Below are 17,759 nucleotides of genomic sequence, written 5' to 3'. Positions count from 1 at the left end.
TCCGCATAAGGCGTCGTCCGCTAACAGGAGACGCACATGCGCGCGACTTTACTTGCCTCCGTCGCAACGATCATTCTCACCGCGAGCACCGCGCTTGCAGCGAGTGAGGGTGAATTCCCCGCCAAGCTCGCCGGCCACGTGGTGATGCCGGCCGCGACCTTCATCGACGCGCCGACCGATGCGCCCGCCGATCTCCAGACCTCAGGAAAATACACCACCGGCAAGCGCGTCGACGCGCTCGGCACCGTGATGGGAAAATCCTTTGAGCGTCCGACCGGCATCTCGCTGCCGTTCAAGGGCCAGCCGCTGCAGGGCCATTCCGGCATCAAGACCATGCCCGACGGCACCTTCTGGGTCATCACCGACAACGGCATGGGCGCGCGCGCCAATTCGATGGACTCAATGCTGTACCTGAACCACTACAAGATGGATTGGGCCGGCGGCAAGATCGAGCGCGAAGCGACCGTCTTCCTGCACGATCCCGACAAGAAGGTGCCGTTCCGCATCGTCCACGAGGACACCCAGAAGCGCTATCTCACCGGCGCCGATTTCGACACCGAGGGTTTCCAGATCATCGGCGACAATTTCTGGATCGGCGACGAGTTCGGCCCCTACATCCTGAAGGCCGACAAGACCGGCAAGCTCCTCGCCGTGTTCGAGACCATCGCCGACGGCAAACCGGTGCGCTCGCCCGATCATTGGGCGGTGGCGACCCCGGGCGCGCCGGGCGCGACCTACACCAACGTCAACCTGCGCCGCTCCAAGGGTTTTGAGGGCTTTGCTTCGTCGAAGGACGGCAAATTCCTCTACGGCCTGCTCGAGGGCCCGCTGTGGGATGCCGACAAGAAGGACTGGGAGAAGGTCGACGGCAAGGAAGCCTCCCGCATCCTCGAATTCGACGTCGCCGCCGAAAAATTCACCGGCCGCTACTGGCAGTATGTGTTCGAGCAGAACGGCAACGCCATCGGCGACTTCAACATGATCGATCCGGCCAGCGGCCTGGTCATCGAACGCGACAACGGCGAAGGCACGGCCGACAAGGCTTGCCCTCAGGGCACCCGCGGCGAGAACTGCTTCCCTGATGTCGCCAAGTTCAAGCGCATCTACAAGATCGAGCTGACCGACGCCAATGTCGGCAAGCCCGTGCGCAAGATCGGCTATATCGACCTCTTGAAGATCCAGGACCCCGACAAGAAGGCGCGGAAAGCCCTCAATGACGGCGTCTACACCTTCCCGTTCTTCACCATCGAGAACGTCGATCGCGTCGACGACACCCACATCATCGTCGGCAACGACAACAATCTGCCGTTCTCGTCGAGCCGCGACCCCAACAAGGCCGACGACAACGAGTTCATGCTGCTCGAAGTCGCGGATTTCCTGAAGGCGAAGTAGGGCGCGGCTCTCTCGACACGGTCATCGCCCGGCTCGACCGGGCGATCCAGTACGCCGCGGCGGCTGTGATATACGGAAACGCCGCGGAGTACTGGATGCCCCGCCTTCGCGGGGCATGACGAGAAGGTAAAAGCTAGCCCGACGGCACGATCACCATGCTCTTGTCCTTCGGCCAGCGGGCGCGCCAGGCGAAGTTGATGTCCTTGACCTCGCCGGGCTTGGCGTCGAACGACCATTCCAGCACGCCGCGCTTGTCACGGATGTCTTTTGCCGTGGGCGGTGTGGTCGCGGGCAGCATCTCGACCACGATCTCGTCATTTTCGCTGACCGGCAGCTGGTCCTCGATCGCGACGTGGATCGGGAAATCGTGGCCGTTGCGGACGGTCGTCTTGAACGCGCGCTCGTCGGTCTTCGACGTCGTGAGCAAGAGACCGGCCGAGCCCTCGTTGCGCTTGAGCACGGCGCGCTCGACCTTGACCTTGTCGTCGGCGCCGAAGCCGAGCCGCACGATGTCGTCCTTGGCCGAGGCCGAGAGCTTGCCGCGGCCGACGAAGACGCCGTCGCGGTAGATCGCGACCTTGCCCGGCAGCAACGTCGTGTCGTCGGTCTGCTTGAAGCTGGCCTCGAGGAAGGCGGTGGGGTCCAGCACCGGCGCTGCGCGTACTGCGAGATCGGCGGGTACGGTCATTGCCGCGATCTTCAGACTCTTGGCGCCCTCGGCGGCGCCGAGGCTGACGCGGCCGGGAATCTTGTAGGTGGCCTGGAAGTCGCCGATATCCCCAATGGCTTGCTGCTCGTCGGCACGCACGGGTATATCGGCCTGTTCGGGGGGCACGGCGGCTGATTGCATCTTTCGCAGCATCGGTGCGGCCGAAGGCATCGCCATGTCCGAGACCGTCCCCAACGCGCGCGGTTTTGGCACCTGCGGATATTGCGCAACCAGGGAGCCTAGTTCCGGTGCGCTGCCGCCGCGAGCGATGCGCACGGTAGAGACGCCGAGCGTGACGTTCGACCAGTCCTCGCCGGTCGATTGCGTGACCTCGGCGCGGCGGACCAGCTCGAGCTGCGGCTTGCGGTCCTTCGCACCGGTGTCGAGCCGGGCGTCATAGAGCGGCAGCCAGCGCGCATTGCGCACGGCGTAAGTGACTCGCAGCGTCGCCTTGGTCGCGGCTGCCGAGGCGACGTCGATCCGTACCTCGAGTTTGCTCGGCGGCTTGGCGGATCGGTCGGCTTCGAGTTGCGCGATCTGGCGATCGATCTCGCGCTGCTTTCGCGCGGATTCGCGGATTGCGGCCTCAGCCGCCGCGACTTCCTCGGCCACGGCGGTGAAGGCCGCACGCCACTCGGTGATCGGGCGCGCCTCGCCTTTCTCGCCGAGGCCGGCGGGAGAGGTTTCGGCGAAGCGCTGCGCGAATTTGCGCCGGGCGGTCGCCGCGTCGATCGTGCCTTGCAGATCGGCGCGCTCGTCCTTGAGCGCCTCGATGCGCTTGTCGAGCTCGGGCAGATTGACCGGCTGTGCCGCGCGCGGCGGCCGTGCATCGATGGTGCCGATGGTGAATTTTGCGCCCGCCTCACCTTCGACGCGGAGGGAGGATGGGTCGAGCGAGAGCGGAAAATCCTTGGCGACCAGCGTGCTGTCGCCGGAGGTGAGGTCGATCGCGATCACGCGGGTGACGGTGGCGCCATCGGGATAGACGGTGACGGTGTCGATGGCCGACGTGGCGTCCACATCGGCGGCCCATGAGGGCGAGGCGAGCGCCGTGGTCACCAGGACCAGGCTCGTCGTCGCCAGACATCTTGCGATCGTGCGCATCAAATTTCTCCCTGCCGATATTGCCGCGCCGCCAGCCGGACGCGCGAAAACATGCCACGCCATCGTGGTGAGACGCGGCAGGGAAGGAACCGGTTCGATTGGGGTTTCCGTTGGGCGCGGCTGCGGCAGCACCATGGCCGCGGAACGCGTCACCGCGCCGCGGCACAACCGACGCTTAAGAGGTAAACCTCAGATCTGGCTGGGCGAACCCTGGCCGAAGATGCGGCGGAGCAGATCCGTCACGTTGCGGGCGCCGGCCTTCTTCAAAATGCTGGCGCGATAGCCTTCGACCGTGCGTGCGCTCAGATGCATCCGCCGGGCGACCTCCTTGTTGGTCAGGCCGACAGCGAGATGCGCAAGCACATCGCCTTCGCGCGCGGTCAGTGGCTCGCAGCCGGCCAGCCAGCGCTGCCGGCTCGAATCGGGTTGGGCGGATTCGTCGATCGCGGCATCGATCCGGCCGATGACGTCGTGCGTGCGAAACGGCTTCTCGATAAAGTCGGCCGCGCCGCTCTTGATGGCGTCGACCGCCATGGCGATGCTGCCGTTCGACGAGGTCACCAGCACCGGCGCCATGCAATTTTCCTCGCGCAGGCGCTTGAGCACGTCGAGCGCGGAGCGATCCGGCGGCATCTCCAGCACCACGCAGGCCGGCATCCGCGCCTTCGCTTCCGACAGCAACGATGCGCCATCGGCGAAGCAGATCACGTCATAGGCGCTCTGCTGGAGCGCGCTGGACAATTGTTCGCGGCAGGCGGCGTCGGTTTCAATGACGAATACCTCACCCTTGGAAAGCATGTTTCCCGGCATAATCCCGATCCAATAATGTCTTGGTCAAATGATAAGAGACGGCCGGGGGCCCGATCGCGCCCCGCCGTCATGAGCACGGCATTCGCGCCGGTGCTTGCCTTTCCCTTATGTATGTTCCGACCTGTTCCCGTATTTGACGGATCGGGACAGAAACTTTACATTTCGGGACATCTGCGGGAATGGCTGACAGGGACAGGTCGCATGACCGACCTCATGCGCAGCGCAGGCTTAAGCTATTATCCGGAGGTCGCCCGGTCGGTCGGGCTCGACCCCAAACAAATGATGCGCAAGGCCAGGCTACCGCTAACCGTCCTCGACAAGCCAGATACCCCCATCGCCGTCGCAAGCCTGCGTCGCCTGCTCGAATTGTCGGCAGAAGCCTCAGGTGCTGAAGATTTCGGCTTACGGCTCGCCGAGCGCGGAGGGCTGACCAATTTTGGCCCGGTCGGCCTGATCGTGCGCGAACAGGCGACCGTCGGCGAGGCCATCGCAGCGTTCTCGCGCTTCATCCATGTCCACCACGACGGGATGAAGCTCGACGTCGTCAGGGACAAGCAGACCGTGACCGTTACATTGCATCTGCGCGGGCGACAGCCGACGGCCCCGCGCCAGTCAATCGACATGGCGCTGGGCAGCATTCATCGCATCATCCAGTCGCTGTTCGGCAGTGACTGGCGGCCGCAGGAGGTGCATCTGCACTACCCGCCGCCGCACGACCGCAAGCGTTACCGCGACTTCTTCGGCTGCCGCGTCATCTTCAACGCGGAAGAGGATTCGATCCTGCTGTCGGCCCACGACATGGAGCGGCGGATCCCGAGCGCGCATCCCTTGATCGCGAATTATTTGCGCAAGCGGATCGAGGCGATCGAAAACCGGCCGGCCAGCTGGGAGGAGAAGGTCGACGAGGTCGTGCGCATCCTGCTCGCGAGCGGCGACTGCACGGTCGAACGCGTGGCCGAGCATCTCGCCTGCACCCGCCGCACCATCCACCGGCACCTGGCCGAAGCCGGCACCAGCTTCTCGGCCATCCTCGACGCACAGCGCGCCGATCTCGTGATCCAGCTGATCGAGGACCCCGGCCGGCCGCTGGCGGATATCGCCGCGCAGCTCGGCTTCTCCGCCCAGAGCGCCATGGCCCGCTGGTTCCGCGGCCGCTTCGGCTGCACCATCACCGACTGGCGGCGGGGCGTGCGGCCGTTGACGCACCTTGCCGGCGTAGCGTCGGCGTCAGCCGCTTAACACTCACCGCGCCGGGGCCGGCACGCCCATGATGGCGAGTGCGCGTCGCGGGCTGCCGGCGAGCAGCGGTCCGAACGCGGCTGCAAAGCCGAGGAACGCGACGATCCAGCCGCAGGCGGCAATGTGCAGCAGCACATCGCTATGCGCCGGCAACACCACGGCAGCGACCCGCGCCAGCGCCGCGACGATGATCGCGACGTAGATGGCTTGCGTGGCGGGTGAGGCCGTCAGCGCCTGCCCGGTATGGCCAAGGCTCGCGCGCGTCATCACTGCGAGCGTCATGATTCCGGCAGCGCCCGTCATCCAGGCATGAATGCCCGCGCTCGGCGGCAACACGCCGAAGCCGGCCAACGCGTTGAGAAGGAAGCCGAGCGGCACGAAGGCGTAGCCGACATGCAGGATCAGCAGCAGCCGCTCCCGCGTGGTGCGGTCGCCGGCCCAGCGCGCGAGCCGCACCAGGTGCAACGTGCCGACAAGTGCCATCGCAACACCGGTGGCCCAGTTGAGCGGCGCCACGATCCACGCAATGAGCGCCAGCGCGCTCAGTCCGATCACCACGCCGTCGAACCTTCCGAACGGCACCGGCAGACGGCCGGGATTGAACTTAACCAGCCAGTTGCGGGTGAAGCTCGGGATGATGCGGCCGCCGATCAGCGATATCAGCAGCACGACCACGCCGATGCCGACGCGGATGCTGACATCGGCGGCACCTTCAAAGTGCGCTTCGAGGTGGAAGGCGACATTGCCGGCGAGCAGCACCAGCACGAGCACCACCACCGGCAGATTGCGCCAATTGCCGCCCGCGATGATCTCGCGCGTAGCGGCGACGACGACCAGCGCCAGGAAGGCGGCATCGACGGCAAGCGCGAATGCCCAGCCGATCTCGGCGGACAATGCCACCGCGGCGCGTCCGGCGAGCCAGACCACCAGCAGCGCGCCCAGCGAGGTCCCCTGGATCGGCAGCCGTCCGGTCCAGTTCGGGATCGCCGTGAACAGGAATCCGGTGATCACTGCGGGCAGGAAGCCAAAGAGCATCTCGTGGACATGCCAGTCCCGCGGCGCGAAGGCTGATGTCACCGACAGCTCGCCATAGAACATCGGCAGCCAGACCAGGATCGACAGCCCAGCCTGGATCGCGGCGAGCAGGAAGAAGGGCCGGAAGCTGTTCGCAAACAGCGGCCAGCCCGCAAAGTTACGGGATCGGGCGCCAGCCATGGGGGTAACTCCTGTGAATTCGGACCGTTACTTGGATATTCGCTTGGATATTCGCTTGGAAATTCGCTTGGAAAAATACTGCCGTCCGGCCGGCCCGTTTTGCGCTATCGCAAACTGCCTGACGATTGCAGGTGCCATCACACTCCCGAGCGCCAAAACTCCTGAGCGCCGAGGAGGCAGTATGGCCAAGGTCGACACATCGCTGATTGCGCATTTGCCGCTGTTTGCCGGCGTCAAGCCGGAGGACCTCGACGAGATCCTGCGCGAGGCACGCTCGGCGCGCTATCCCAAGAACACCGCCATTTTCGAGCAGGGCGCGGACGCGCAGTCTTTCTTCCTGCTTCTGCACGGCCATGTCCGCGCGGCCAAGACCACGCCGACCGGCGAACAGATCGTGGTGCGCTATGTCGCGCCCGGCGAGACCTTCGGGCTCGCGATGGCGATTGGCGCCGCGCAATATCCGGCGACCGCGATGGCGGTCGACGACAGCGTGGCGCTGATCTGGCCGACCTCGGCCTGGCCGCGGTTGATCGAGCGGTTTCCGGCGCTTGCCGCCAACACGATGCAGACGGTCGGCAAGCGACTTCAGGAGAGCCATACCCGCATCCTGGAAATGTCGACCCAGCAGGTCGAGCAACGCGTCGCGCACGCGCTGCTGCGGCTCGCCAGCCAGTCCGGCAAGAAGCGCGACCACGGCATCGAGATCGACTTTCCGATCAGCCGCCAGGACATTGCGCAGATGACCGGAACCACGCTGCACACGGTGAGCCGCATCCTCAGCGGCTGGGAGAGCCAGGGTCTGGTCGAGAGCGGCCGTCAGCGCATCATCCTGCGCGATCCGCACAAGATCGTCGTACTGGCGGAGCGCAACCCCGACAGCGGCGCGGCCTGACGATAGGGGTGAGGGCACTTCCGCTTACGGCAAAAGCTCTCCCTCACCCGGGAGTCTGCGCGCGCCCGCGCAGACTCCGATTCCCCTCACGCCGGCACGCATTCGCTCAGCGCGGCGAGAAATTTATCGCGGTCGATGCCGTGCTCGCGGCAGGCATCGTCCACGGTGTGGAAGGTTGCGATCGGACAGCCGACACAGGCCATCCTGAAGGCGAGGAACACGCGGATCGTGTGCGGCGCCGTACGCATGATGTCATCGACCAGATCGTCGGATCGGAAGGGCATGGACAACTCCGTTCCGAACTGACGATAGCGGAGCGGGGCTGAGTTTCTTTGTTGAAGCGCAAGCTGTATGGAGAGAGCGACTTCAAACCGCCCGACTGTGCAATTGCTTGCCCGGATCCAGATGCGCGTCGAACGCCGCTGCAACGCTGCGGACGAGGAAGCGCGAGTCGCTTGCGACCGCGAGGCGGCCGGCGTCCAGCCTGACGACGCCGTCCGAAATCAGCGGCTTCAGGCGCGACGCAGACCTGAGAATCGCCTCCGGCTCTGCACCATGACGCGCGCAGATGTCAGCGAGATCGGCACCGAACTCGCACATGATGCGCTCGATGATGTCGGCGCGCAACCGGTCGTCATCGGTGAGCCCATAGCCCTTCGCAGTGGCGAGACGGCCGTCCGCGATGCTCCGCGCGTAGGCGCCGATCTGCACTTCGTTCTGGACATAGCCCTGCGGCAGATGGCCGATCGCGCTGGCGCCGAAGCCGAGCAGGACCTCGCCCTGGTCGGTGGTGTAGCCCTGGAAATTGCGCCGCAGCGTCCCTTGCCCCAACGCCACGGCCATCGCATCGTCGGGCCGCGCGAAATGATCGAGACCTATCTGCACATAGCCGGCCTCCTTCAGCGCGTTGGCGATGGCGCAGGCCTGGTCATGCCGCGCAAGACCGTCAGGCAGATGATCCTCATTGATCATACGCTGGTGCTTCTTGAAATCAGGCACATGCGCATAGCCGAACACCGAGAAGCGGGCTGGCGCGAGCTCGAGCGAACGCCGCGCCGTATCCAGGCAGGATGCTACGGTCTGGTGCGGCAGGCCGTAGATCAGGTCGAAGTTGAGTCCCCCAATATCGGCCCGCCTGAGCATATCGACGACGGAGGCGGTCTGTTCAAAACTCTGCACACGGTTGATCGCGCGCTGCACGACGGGATCGAAACTCTGCACACCGAGGCTGGCGCGGTTGACGCCGGAGAGCCGCATGGCCTCCACCATCTCGGCGGTCAGCGTCCGCGGATCGATCTCGACCGCGATCTCGGCCGAGGGCAGCACGAAGAACGCGCGACGCATCGCCGCCATCAATTCGGCAAAGGCCTCCGGCGCCATGATCGTCGGCGTGCCGCCGCCGAAATGGATGTGCTCGACCTTGATGCGGTGGCCGATAGTCTCCGCGACCCGCGCGATCTCGCTGCGCAATGTTCGCTGATAGGCCGCAATCAGCCCGTCGCGGCGGACGATCTGAGTATGGCAGCCGCAATACCAGCACATCTCGCGGCAGAACGGCACGTGCAGATAAAGCGATGCACTCGCGTTCGAGGGAAGCTCGGACAGCCAGCGTGCGTAGGTGTCGGCACCAATCGCCGGCGAAAAGTGCGGCGCGGTCGGATAGCTCGTGTAGCGCGGCAATCTCTCTTCGCCGTAACTCGCTGCGAGATCAGTCCTCATATCTTGCCCATTCGTAAATCGATGCCGCGCAAGGCCGCGGCAAATCACGGATGGCATTGGACTACCCATTTTCCGGGAGGCCACCTTGCGCTTGCTCAAAGTCCGGGCGCCGGAGTCGCATTTCGGTAAACCTCTTAGGGTTCTTATCGGAGGCGAATCCAGGCAGAACCTTGTCGCAGCGCAAACACTCTTGCGTGGATAGGCGCACACTGCATCCGTCATCAAAACCCTTTCACATGAAGGATGCTTCCGATGTTCACCCGCAGGGCCGCATTGATCAGCGCCGCCGCGACCGCTCTGATGCTCGCGACACCCGTCTTCGCTGCCAACGATCTCAAGCTGCCGCGGCAGAAGGTCGAGCTGGTCGCCCCGCCCTTCGTGCACGCGCACGAGCAGGCCGCGACGCAAGGTCCCAAGATCATGGAATTCAAGATGACCATCGAGGAGAAGAAGGTGGTCATCGATGACAAGGGCACGACCTTCCAGGCCATGACCTTCAACGGGTCGATGCCGGGCCCGATGATGGTCGTGCATGAAGGCGACTATGTCGAGCTGACGCTGGTCAATCCCGCGACCAATACCATGCCGCACAACATCGACTTCCACTCCGCGACCGGTGCGCTGGGTGGCGGCGCGCTCACGCTGGTCAATCCCGGCGAGCAGGTCGTACTGCGCTGGAAGGCGACGCGGACCGGTGTGTTCGTCTATCACTGCGCCCCGGGCGGCCCGATGATCCCCTGGCACGTCGTTTCCGGCATGAACGGCGCCGTGATGGTGCTGCCGCGCGACGGACTGAACGACGGCAAGGGCCACGCGCTGAAATACGACAAGGTCTACTATGTCGGCGAGCAGGACATGTACGTGCCGCGCGACGAGAAGGGCAATTTCAAGTCCTACGACTCGCCGGGTGATGCCTTCACCGACACCGAAGAGGTGATGAAGAAGCTGATCCCCTCCCACGTCGTGTTCAACGGTAAGGTCGGCGCGCTCACCGGCAAGAACGCGCTGACGGCCAAGGTCGGCGAGAACGTGCTGATCGTGCATTCGCAGGCCAATCGCGACAGCCGTCCGCATCTGATCGGCGGCCATGGCGACTATGTCTGGGAGACCGGAAAGTTCTCCAACCCGCCGGAGACCGGGCTCGAAACCTGGTTCATCCGCGGCGGCTCGGCGGGAGCTGCGATGTACAAATTCCTGCAGCCCGGCATCTACGCCTATGTCACGCATAATCTGATCGAGGCCGCAGATCTCGGCGCCACCGCGCACTTCAAGGTCGAAGGCAAGTGGAACGACGATCTGATGACCCAGGTGAAGGCGCCTGCGGAGATACCGTCTCCCAATACCAACTAGACGCGACAAGGGGCCGGTCATCACCGGCCCCTTCTTCTTTCGGGGGAATGACCATGCTGATTGCATTCAAGCTCAAATTGCTGCTCGCCTGCGCGGCCGGGTTCGCGGGGCCGCTGGCGGTTGCGCCGCTGGTCTCCGAGATGTCGACGCACGGTGCGCAGGGCGAGCCTGGTATCGTCGAGATCGCCGCGGGCAGCTTCGCCTATCGCGAGGCCGGCGATTTCACGCGTGCCGGGCAGCAGGCCGAGGCGCCGCTGCGTGCATTGCAATTTAGGAAGCCACTCCACATCATGCGCGAGCAGGTTTCCTCCGCCGATTACCAGCTTTGCGTGCGGGACGGCGAATGCCATGCGCTCGATCGCGGCGTGACGATCGCGCCCGACCGTCCCGCGGTGCAAGTGAGCTGGCACGATGCCCAAGCCTATGCGAGCTGGCTATCGCGCAAGAGCGGCCACCATTATCGCCTGCCGAGCGATGCGGAATGGGCCTTTGCGGCGGGCTCGAAGTTCAGGGATGACGGCGCGCCGGTCGACGCAGACGATCCCGCAAAACGCTGGATCAACCGCTACGAGCGCGAATCCGAACGCGACCTCTCCGACACCACGGCCTATCCGTTCGGCAAGTTCGGCCTGAACGAGCGTGGCGTGTCCGATCTCGCCGGCAATGTCTGGGAGTGGACCTCGACCTGCTTCGTGCGCTCGCGTGTCGACGAGGCCGGCAAGGCCGGCCGCCCCACCGTGAATTGCGGCGTGCGCGTCGCCGAAGGCGCGCACCGGGCGTATGTCACCGATTTCATCCGCGACGCCCGTGCCGGCGGCTGCGCGCAAGGCGTCCCGCCTGCGAATCTTGGATTTCGCCTGGTGCGCGAGGAGCGATCGTGGGTGGCGAGCGTCTCGGCACGGTGGAGCAGGATGTGGATGGCGAGGTCGTAAACCCACGCACTCGCGATGACGTCATGGATACAGGTGCGCCACTCGCGTGGCCACCGTAGGGTGGGCAAAGCGAAGCGTGCCCACCGACTTTTAAGACGCGCCTGGATAGATGGTGGGCACAGCGCTATCGCGCCTTTGCCCACCCTACAAACTCAAACGAAAATGGCTGGGACGAAGCCCGGACCATTCCTGATCGTTCTCTGCGAAGACCTTACGTGTTCTTCAGCGCGACGCGGAATTCGGCCTCGGTCTTGGACTTGACTTCGTCGAGCGTGACGCCGTCGGCGAGCTCAATCAGCGCCATGCCGCCGTCACCGTGCTTGTCGATGGTGAACACGGCGAGATCGGTGACGACCATGTCGACCACGCGCTCACCGGTCAGCGGCAGATTGCACTTCTTCAAGAGCTTGGGGCCGTCCTTGGCGGAATGCTCCATCACCACGACGACGCGTTTGACGCCGGCGACGAGGTCCATCGCGCCGCCCATGCCCTTGACCATCTTGCCGGGAATCATCCAGTTGGCGAGATCGCCGTTCTGGGCCACCTGCATGGCGCCGAGGATCGACAGATCCATGTGGCCGCCGCGGATCATGCCGAAGGAATCCGCGCTGGAGAAATAGGAGGTCGAGGGCAGCTCGCTCACGGTCTGCTTGCCGGCATTGATGAGGTCGGCATCGACCTCGTCCTCATAGGGGAACGGGCCCATGCCGAGCATGCCGTTCTCGCTCTGGAGGCTGACGTCGACGCCATCAGGAATGTAGTTCGAAACCAGCGTCGGAATGCCGATGCCGAGATTGACGTAGTAGCCGTCACGCAATTCTTTCGCGGCACGCGCAGCCATCTGTTCACGGGTCCAGGCCATCTTATTCTCCTGATCTCAAGCTGCGGTGCGCGGGCGGGTGTTGCGGAATTCGATGCGCTTCTTGGCCGTGCCGACCTCGACGATGCGCTTCACGAAAATGCCGGGCGTATGGATGTGGTCGGGGTTGAGTTCACCGGCGGGAACCAGATGCTCGACCTCGGCCACCGTGACCTTGGCGGCGGTCGCCATCATCGGGTTAAAGTTGCGCGCGGTCTTGCGGTAGATCAGATTGCCGGCGGTGTCGCCCTTCCAGGCGTGCACGATGGCGAGGTCGGCGAACAGGCCGCGCTCCATCAGGTACTTCTCGCCGTCGAACTCCTTCACTTCCTTGCCTTCGGCGATCAGCGTGCCGACGCCGGTCTTGGTGTAGAAGGCCGGGATGCCGGCGCCACCGGCGCGGATGCGCTCGGCCAGCGTGCCCTGCGGATTGAATTCGAGTTCCAGCTCGCCGGCGAGGAATTGCTGGGCGAACAGCTTGTTCTCGCCGACATAGGACGAGATCATCTTCTTGATCTGGCGGGTTTCCAGCAGGCGGCTGAGCCCGATGCCGTCAACGCCCGCATTGTTCGAGACAACGGTCAGACCCTTCACGCCGGATTCGCGGATCGCGTCCGACAGCACCTCGGCAATGCCGCAGAGGCCGAAGCCACCCGACATGATCATCATGTTGTCCTTGAGAACGCCCTCAAGAGCCGACTTGGCGTCGGGATAGACCTTGTTCATGCAAAAACCCTCGACTGAAGCTGCGGCCTGCAGGCGTCGCGCCTTATTGACGGCGATTATTAGGCGAATTCCTCCAAAGCCGTCAATGATACGGGGTTCTCCGTTCCGCGAGGCGGTGGTAGAAGCTGCCCACACCGTGGGCAGACCCGTCCACGGCCTTGAAAGCGACAAGAAAACCCATCAAGTTGCGGGGGTTGGGCGTGGGGGCGCGCAGGTTTCCCGCTCCGCCCTTCTGGCTCCAGCGACCAACCCGTTCAGGACATGCCATTGACCATGGCTCAAGGAATCAAGCGCCTCGGGACGCCGATCGCGGCGCTGCTCGGCGTGGCGCTGATCGCCCTGATCGCGACCTCCTGGCTCATCAACCGCGACGCGCTGCGCAAGGCGGTGGAAGCGCAGATCCGCGACGTCACCGGGCTCGAGCTCAGCGTGGCAGGCAGCATCGACATTTCCGTGCTGCCAGCAAGCTACATTTCCTTCCATGACGTCGGCCTCAAGGGCGGCGGCACCGCAGACCCCGCGCTCCATGTCGACGTGCTCACCGCCAATCTCAGGCTCCTGCCGCTATTGCTGCAACGGTTCGAGATCGCCGACCTGACGCTGCTGCGGCCGCGCATCCATGTCAGCCTCAAGCCGGATGGCGAGAGCAACTGGACACCTTTCATCCAGACCATTGCGCGCACGATGAAGCCCGGCGCCGACAACCAGGTCTCGTTCTCCGAGATCAGGATCCAGGACGGCGTGCTCAATTACGAGGACGCCGCCACAAACGCCACCGAGAAGTTCGAGGACATCGACCTGTCGCTGGCCTGGCCCTCGATCTCGCGCTCCTTTGCCGCGACCGGGCAGTTCGACTGGCGCGGCGAGCGCGTCGACGGCTCGATCAGCTTTGCCGATTTCGTCGCGGCGCTCTCGGGCGACCGCTCGGGCCTGAAGGCGCGGATCGCCAGCGCGCCGCTCAAGCTCGCCTTCGATGGCAGCGTCGCCAACCGCACCAGCCCGATGATGGAGGGTACGCTCACCATCGACAGCCCATCGCTGCGCAACGCGCTGCGCTGGACCGGCCAGCCGCAGCCCGGCAGCGGCGGATTCGGCCGCTTCGCGCTGAAGGCGCGCGCCAATGTCGTCGGCGCCTCGATCGCGCTCACCAATGTCAATGTCGAGCTCGACGGCAACACCGCCGAAGGCGTCATGACCTACGCCAATAACGGCCGGCAGACGCTGCAGGCGACACTCGCCGCCGACGCGCTCGACTTCACACCTTATATCTCCACCTTCCGCCTGCTCGCGAGCGGTGCGCGCGACTGGAACAGGCAGCTGTTCGATCTCAACGGGCTTTCGAGCACCGACCTCGACATGCGCCTCTCGGCCGCCAAGCTGACGGTCGGCCCCACGAAGCTCGGCCGCACCGCGATCGGCGCCAATTTGCGCAACGGCACCCTGGCGCTCTCGGTCGGCGAGGCGCAGGTCTATGGCGGCATCGCCAAGGGCTCGTTCGGCATCTCGCGCGCGGACACGGTTGCCGACATCAAGGCGCAATTCCAGTTCACGGACGTCGACCTCCAGGCCTGCGCCTCCGAACTGTTCGGCCTCAACAAGCTGTCCGGCCGGGGCAATATCAACGTGTCGCTGCTCGCTTCCGGCTCGAGCCCGTTCGGCCTGGTGCAGTCGCTCGACGGCACCGCCACCGTGATCGGGCATGACGGCGCGATCGCAGGCTTCAATGCCGAGCAGTTGCTGAAGCGGCTGGAACGCCGGCCATTGTCCGGCGGCGGCAATTTCCGCAACGGCTCGACGCCCTACGACAATCTCACCATTGCCGTGAAATTCGCCGACGGAATCGCCACCGCCGAGGATATCCGCATCGAGGGGCCGGCTGCGAAGATCACGCTGACCGGCACCGCATCGGTGCCGACGCGTGAATACGACATGAAGGGTGTGGCGAGCCTCAACACGACGTCCGGCTTTCAACTGCCGTTCATGGTGCAGGGCCCCTGGGACGATCCGCTGATCTTCCCCGATCCCGAGGCCCTGATCCGGCACTCGCCCGCAGCATCTCCTTTCCTCGACCTGCTGAAGCAGCGCATCACCGGCGGAAAGCGACAGGCGCCGGAGGGATCGCCGACGGCGGAGAACGCGAAGGAAAACACCAAGGAAAACGCCAAATCCAACTAGGCCCTAGAGTGATGAACGTTACTCTTTTTGGGTTGGCAGCCTGCGCGCCGGTTCGACTTGCCAATTCGATTTGCCAAACGGAATATCGCGACCGATTTCAACCAGACGCGGCGTCAAGCGGCGGACTGCGTCGTCGAAATCCAGATCTTGTCCTCCTGCACCTCTGCTGCCTCGCCAATCTTTGGTTCCGCCTCGACCTTGAGAGTGCCGTTCTGTCCCAGTTCGCGGGCCAACACCTCGCGGTCACAAGCGTCCTCCCACAGCGAGACGGTGATGGCTGCGACACAATTGCTGATCATGCTGGTCAGCGCCCGCGCCTCCGACATGAAGCGGTCGATGCCGACAAGCAGCGCCACGCCGGTCACGGGCAAATCCGGCATGACGGAGAGGGTCGCAACAAGCGCGACGAAGCCGCTGCCGGTGACACCGGCTGCCCCTTTGGACGTCAGCAGCATCAGTCCCAGCATCGCGGCGATCTGCCCCCATGACAAATGGATGTCGCAGGCCTGCGCAATGAAGATGGACGCCAAGGTGAGATAGATGGCGCTGCCGTCCAGATTGAAGGAGTAGCCCATCGGCAACACGAGCCCGGACACGCCCTTTCGGCATCCGAGCTGCTCCAGCTTGCGCAGCGCGCCGGGCAGCGCCGGCTCCGACGACGACGTGCCGAGCACGATCAGCAGTTCTTCCTTGAAGTAGCGGATGGTCTTCCACAGGCTGAAGCCGTTCAGCCGCGCCAGCGTACCAAGCACGACGATCACGAAGACGGAGCAGGCGATATAGAATGTCAGGATCAGCAGTCCGAGCGAACCAATCGAACGGATGCCGTAGCGGCCCACCGTGAACGCCATGGCGCCAAAGGCGCCGAGCGGGGCGAGTTTCATGATGAAGCCGAAGGACACAAACAGCACCTGCGAGAACGAGGCGATTGCCTTTGCCACCACGACACCGCCGTCGCCGGCGCGGCTCAGACCAAAGGCGATCACGACGGAGAGCAGCAGCACCGGGAGCACTTCGCCATCGGCGAACGCTCCAAAGAACGAATGCGGGATGATGTGCAGCAGGAAGTCCGCAAATCCGGTCGCACCTGCCGGCTTGGTGAATTTCGCGGCCACGGACGGATCCAGCGTATTGACGGAAACATGCATGCCCACGCCCGGCTGGATCAGCGATACGGCGATCAGCCCGGCCAGCAGTGCGAGCACGGTCAGCAGGTAGAACAGCGCCATGGATTTCACCAGCGTGCGGGCGATCTCGCGCGAATCGCTAATGCTGTTGATGCCGCTGACAATGGTGCAGAACACGATTGGCGCGATCATCATCTTCACCAGCTTGACGAAGCCGTCTCCGAGGGGCTTCAGCGCGGCGCCGAATTCGGGCCAGAAATGGCCCGTGAGGACACCCAGCATGAGACCGATCAATACCTGAACGTAGAGAACCCGATAGAACGGCTTTCGCGCCTCAATGCTCGGATGCTCAACCAGCGCTTCCTTGTGCATTCTCGTTTCTCCCATGGCTTTGATTTTTTCTTGATGACTCCGGAGGCGGCCGGCTTCAGGCCGCCAGGACCGAATGAGCAATGTGCGACCGACGGGCGAACACGTGGCCCTCGAAGATTCGCCGCGCTGTCCGCTGCACCCGGGCAACCGGGCCGGGCTCCAGCCGAACGACGAGCTGGCCGGAGGGATGGGCTAGCGTGATCGGCACCGGCGGCGCCAGCGGTCCCACCATCTCTGCGGCAATCGTTCCGGGCGTGACACAGGCAATCGCAATCGCGACAGCGCCGGTCACCGCCAGCGCGCGATGGCAGTCGTGTGGCATGAAGTACCGGGTGTTCAACGTCGCCTCGCTTGCGGACGCAATCAGAACCGGTTTTGGGATCACCATTGCCGCAGAATTCGGAAAGCCCATCCGGCGTCCAGCCTCGATGCGCAAGCCTTCGAGACGCGCGCGGAAGTAGCTGTCGGTGAAATCCGAGGGTGCCTCGCCCCCACTGCAGCCAAGATCCGCCGCGCGGACCAGCATCACGGGCATGGCCGCGTCGATGCAGGTCACATCGATCCCTTCGATGCGGTCGACCGGTCGCCCCGTGGGCAGGAGGCGACCGGTGCGTGCGCCGGCCGCGTTGGGAAACGACAGTTCGATCGCGGCGGCCGTTCCCGGTACACCGTCGATCCTCGCCTCGCCCTCGTAGGTCACCCGCCCTCCGGGGGTGGCAACCATCGCGTCAATCAGCTTGCCGGTGTTGACATTGTGGATGCGCACATGGGTGCGATCTGCGGCGGCGGCGACCAGCCCGGCTTCAATTGCGAACGGCCCCACCGCCGCCAGCATATTTCCGCAGTTGGGCGAGGTATCGACGATCCCTTCACGCACCCGCACCTGGGCAAACAGGTAATCAACATCGGCGCCGGGCACCGATCCCGGTCCAATGATCGCAACCTTGTTGATAACGGCATTGCCGCCGCCGATACCGTCTATTCCAAGATCGTGCCCACCTCCCATCACAGACAGCAGGATGGCGTCGCGCAAGCTGGGGTCGGCCGGAAGATCGCTGGCCAGAAAAAACGGCCCGCGTGAGGTTCCTCCGCGCATGACCACACACGGAATGGCAATCTGATCATTCATGAAGCTGTT

15 protein-coding genes are annotated in these 17,759 nt (G+C 64.4%); 6 read left to right on the top strand and 9 right to left on the bottom strand.

The window, feature by feature from the left end; all coding sequences use genetic code 11:
- Positions 1-36 precede the first annotated feature (36 nt).
- Positions 37-1,392: an esterase-like activity of phytase family protein gene (locus tag YUA_RS0121100; RefSeq protein ID WP_027532504.1), complete on the top strand. Its 1,356-nt coding sequence runs from the start codon at positions 37-39 to the stop codon at positions 1,390-1,392.
- 133 nt (positions 1,393-1,525) lie between these two features.
- Here the strand turns inward: YUA_RS0121100 and YUA_RS0121095 are convergent, their stop codons facing one another.
- Both YUA_RS0121095 and YUA_RS0121090 read right to left on the bottom strand, forming a co-directional pair.
- The gene (locus YUA_RS0121095; RefSeq protein ID WP_027532503.1) at positions 1,526-3,205 is read right to left on the bottom strand and encodes a mucoidy inhibitor MuiA family protein; all 1,680 of its coding nucleotides are present in this window, start codon (positions 3,203-3,205) and stop codon (positions 1,526-1,528) included.
- Between the two features lie 189 nt (positions 3,206-3,394).
- A complete protein-coding gene (locus tag YUA_RS0121090) occupies positions 3,395-4,015 on the bottom strand; it encodes a response regulator transcription factor (RefSeq protein WP_027532502.1) in 621 nt (206 codons plus the stop codon).
- Between the two features lie 201 nt (positions 4,016-4,216).
- Here YUA_RS0121090 and YUA_RS0121085 point away from each other — a divergent pair, with 201 nt between their 5' ends.
- Complete coding sequence (locus YUA_RS0121085; RefSeq protein ID WP_027532501.1) at positions 4,217-5,254, top strand: AraC family transcriptional regulator; 1,038 nt, start codon at positions 4,217-4,219, stop codon at positions 5,252-5,254.
- A gap of 3 nt (positions 5,255-5,257) precedes the next feature.
- On the opposite strand, the gene YUA_RS0121080 is transcribed toward YUA_RS0121085, so the two are convergent.
- A complete protein-coding gene (locus YUA_RS0121080; RefSeq protein WP_027532500.1) occupies positions 5,258-6,469 on the bottom strand; it encodes an NnrS family protein in 1,212 nt (403 codons plus the stop codon).
- Between the two features lie 181 nt (positions 6,470-6,650).
- Here YUA_RS0121080 and YUA_RS0121075 point away from each other — a divergent pair, with 181 nt between their 5' ends.
- A complete protein-coding gene (locus YUA_RS0121075; protein ID WP_027532499.1) occupies positions 6,651-7,361 on the top strand; it encodes a Crp/Fnr family transcriptional regulator in 711 nt (236 codons plus the stop codon).
- An 86-nt stretch (positions 7,362-7,447) separates the two neighbouring features.
- Here YUA_RS0121075 and YUA_RS0121070 read toward each other — a convergent pair whose 3' ends face one another.
- Both YUA_RS0121070 and hemN read right to left on the bottom strand, forming a co-directional pair.
- Positions 7,448-7,645: a DUF1858 domain-containing protein gene (locus YUA_RS0121070; protein WP_027532498.1), complete on the bottom strand. Its 198-nt coding sequence runs from the start codon at positions 7,643-7,645 to the stop codon at positions 7,448-7,450.
- 82 nt (positions 7,646-7,727) lie between these two features.
- Positions 7,728-9,080 (bottom strand): oxygen-independent coproporphyrinogen III oxidase, encoded by a 1,353-nt coding sequence (gene hemN, locus YUA_RS0121065; protein WP_027532497.1) that lies wholly within the window; start codon positions 9,078-9,080, stop codon positions 7,728-7,730.
- 252 nt (positions 9,081-9,332) lie between these two features.
- Between hemN and nirK the strand changes: the two genes are divergently transcribed.
- Together nirK and YUA_RS0121055 are read left to right on the top strand one after the other, a co-directional pair.
- Positions 9,333-10,430 carry a copper-containing nitrite reductase gene (nirK, locus tag YUA_RS0121060; protein WP_027532496.1) on the top strand — a complete coding sequence of 366 codons (1,098 nt, stop codon included), beginning with the start codon at positions 9,333-9,335 and terminating at the stop codon, positions 10,428-10,430.
- A gap of 53 nt (positions 10,431-10,483) precedes the next feature.
- Positions 10,484-11,362 (top strand): SUMF1/EgtB/PvdO family nonheme iron enzyme, encoded by an 879-nt coding sequence (locus tag YUA_RS0121055; protein ID WP_027532495.1) that lies wholly within the window; start codon positions 10,484-10,486, stop codon positions 11,360-11,362.
- 211 nt (positions 11,363-11,573) lie between these two features.
- On the opposite strand, the gene YUA_RS0121050 is transcribed toward YUA_RS0121055, so the two are convergent.
- Positions 11,574-12,224 (bottom strand): 3-oxoacid CoA-transferase subunit B, encoded by a 651-nt coding sequence (locus YUA_RS0121050; protein WP_027532494.1) that lies wholly within the window; start codon positions 12,222-12,224, stop codon positions 11,574-11,576.
- A gap of 15 nt (positions 12,225-12,239) precedes the next feature.
- Positions 12,240-12,947 carry a CoA transferase subunit A gene (locus YUA_RS0121045; RefSeq protein ID WP_027532493.1) on the bottom strand — a complete coding sequence of 236 codons (708 nt, stop codon included), beginning with the start codon at positions 12,945-12,947 and terminating at the stop codon, positions 12,240-12,242.
- A gap of 273 nt (positions 12,948-13,220) precedes the next feature.
- On the opposite strand from YUA_RS0121045, the gene YUA_RS0121040 reads away from it, so the two are divergent.
- Positions 13,221-15,122: an AsmA family protein gene (locus YUA_RS0121040; protein ID WP_027532492.1), complete on the top strand. Its 1,902-nt coding sequence runs from the start codon at positions 13,221-13,223 to the stop codon at positions 15,120-15,122.
- A 113-nt stretch (positions 15,123-15,235) separates the two neighbouring features.
- Here the strand turns inward: YUA_RS0121040 and dctA are convergent, their stop codons facing one another.
- Positions 15,236-16,621, bottom strand: coding sequence for a C4-dicarboxylate transporter DctA (gene dctA / locus YUA_RS0121035; RefSeq protein WP_084292732.1), 1,386 nt, complete (start codon positions 16,619-16,621; stop codon positions 15,236-15,238).
- Between the two features lie 55 nt (positions 16,622-16,676).
- Positions 16,677-17,750 (bottom strand): 4-oxalomesaconate tautomerase, encoded by a 1,074-nt coding sequence (locus tag YUA_RS0121030; RefSeq protein ID WP_027532490.1) that lies wholly within the window; start codon positions 17,748-17,750, stop codon positions 16,677-16,679.
- Positions 17,751-17,759 lie beyond the last annotated feature (9 nt).

This window comes from Bradyrhizobium sp. WSM3983 (assembly GCF_000473045.1).
Lineage (GTDB): Bacteria > Pseudomonadota > Alphaproteobacteria > Rhizobiales > Xanthobacteraceae > Bradyrhizobium.
The sequence above is the reverse complement of the archived record's forward strand: the minus strand, read 5'-3'. Positions and strand labels throughout refer to the sequence as shown.

What these genes read in the sequence shown, in the direction of transcription:
- YUA_RS0121100 (WP_027532504.1), top strand. Translation starts at nt 37, where the DNA reads ATGCGCGCGACTTTACTTGCCTCCGTCGCAACGATCATTCTCACCGCG.
- YUA_RS0121095 (WP_027532503.1), bottom strand. Translation starts at nt 3,205, where the DNA reads ATGCGCACGATCGCAAGATGTCTGGCGACGACGAGCCTGGTCCTGGTG.
- YUA_RS0121090 (WP_027532502.1), bottom strand. Translation starts at nt 4,015, where the DNA reads ATGCCGGGAAACATGCTTTCCAAGGGTGAGGTATTCGTCATTGAAACC.
- YUA_RS0121085 (WP_027532501.1), top strand. Translation starts at nt 4,217, where the DNA reads ATGACCGACCTCATGCGCAGCGCAGGCTTAAGCTATTATCCGGAGGTC.
- YUA_RS0121080 (WP_027532500.1), bottom strand. Translation starts at nt 6,469, where the DNA reads ATGGCTGGCGCCCGATCCCGTAACTTTGCGGGCTGGCCGCTGTTTGCG.
- YUA_RS0121075 (WP_027532499.1), top strand. Translation starts at nt 6,651, where the DNA reads ATGGCCAAGGTCGACACATCGCTGATTGCGCATTTGCCGCTGTTTGCC.
- YUA_RS0121070 (WP_027532498.1), bottom strand. Translation starts at nt 7,645, where the DNA reads ATGCCCTTCCGATCCGACGATCTGGTCGATGACATCATGCGTACGGCG.
- hemN (WP_027532497.1), bottom strand. Translation starts at nt 9,080, where the DNA reads ATGAGGACTGATCTCGCAGCGAGTTACGGCGAAGAGAGATTGCCGCGC.
- nirK (WP_027532496.1), top strand. Translation starts at nt 9,333, where the DNA reads ATGTTCACCCGCAGGGCCGCATTGATCAGCGCCGCCGCGACCGCTCTG.
- YUA_RS0121055 (WP_027532495.1), top strand. Translation starts at nt 10,484, where the DNA reads ATGCTGATTGCATTCAAGCTCAAATTGCTGCTCGCCTGCGCGGCCGGG.
- YUA_RS0121050 (WP_027532494.1), bottom strand. Translation starts at nt 12,224, where the DNA reads ATGGCCTGGACCCGTGAACAGATGGCTGCGCGTGCCGCGAAAGAATTG.
- YUA_RS0121045 (WP_027532493.1), bottom strand. Translation starts at nt 12,947, where the DNA reads ATGAACAAGGTCTATCCCGACGCCAAGTCGGCTCTTGAGGGCGTTCTC.
- YUA_RS0121040 (WP_027532492.1), top strand. Translation starts at nt 13,221, where the DNA reads ATGGCTCAAGGAATCAAGCGCCTCGGGACGCCGATCGCGGCGCTGCTC.
- dctA (WP_084292732.1), bottom strand. Translation starts at nt 16,621, where the DNA reads ATGCACAAGGAAGCGCTGGTTGAGCATCCGAGCATTGAGGCGCGAAAG.
- YUA_RS0121030 (WP_027532490.1), bottom strand. Translation starts at nt 17,750, where the DNA reads ATGAATGATCAGATTGCCATTCCGTGTGTGGTCATGCGCGGAGGAACC.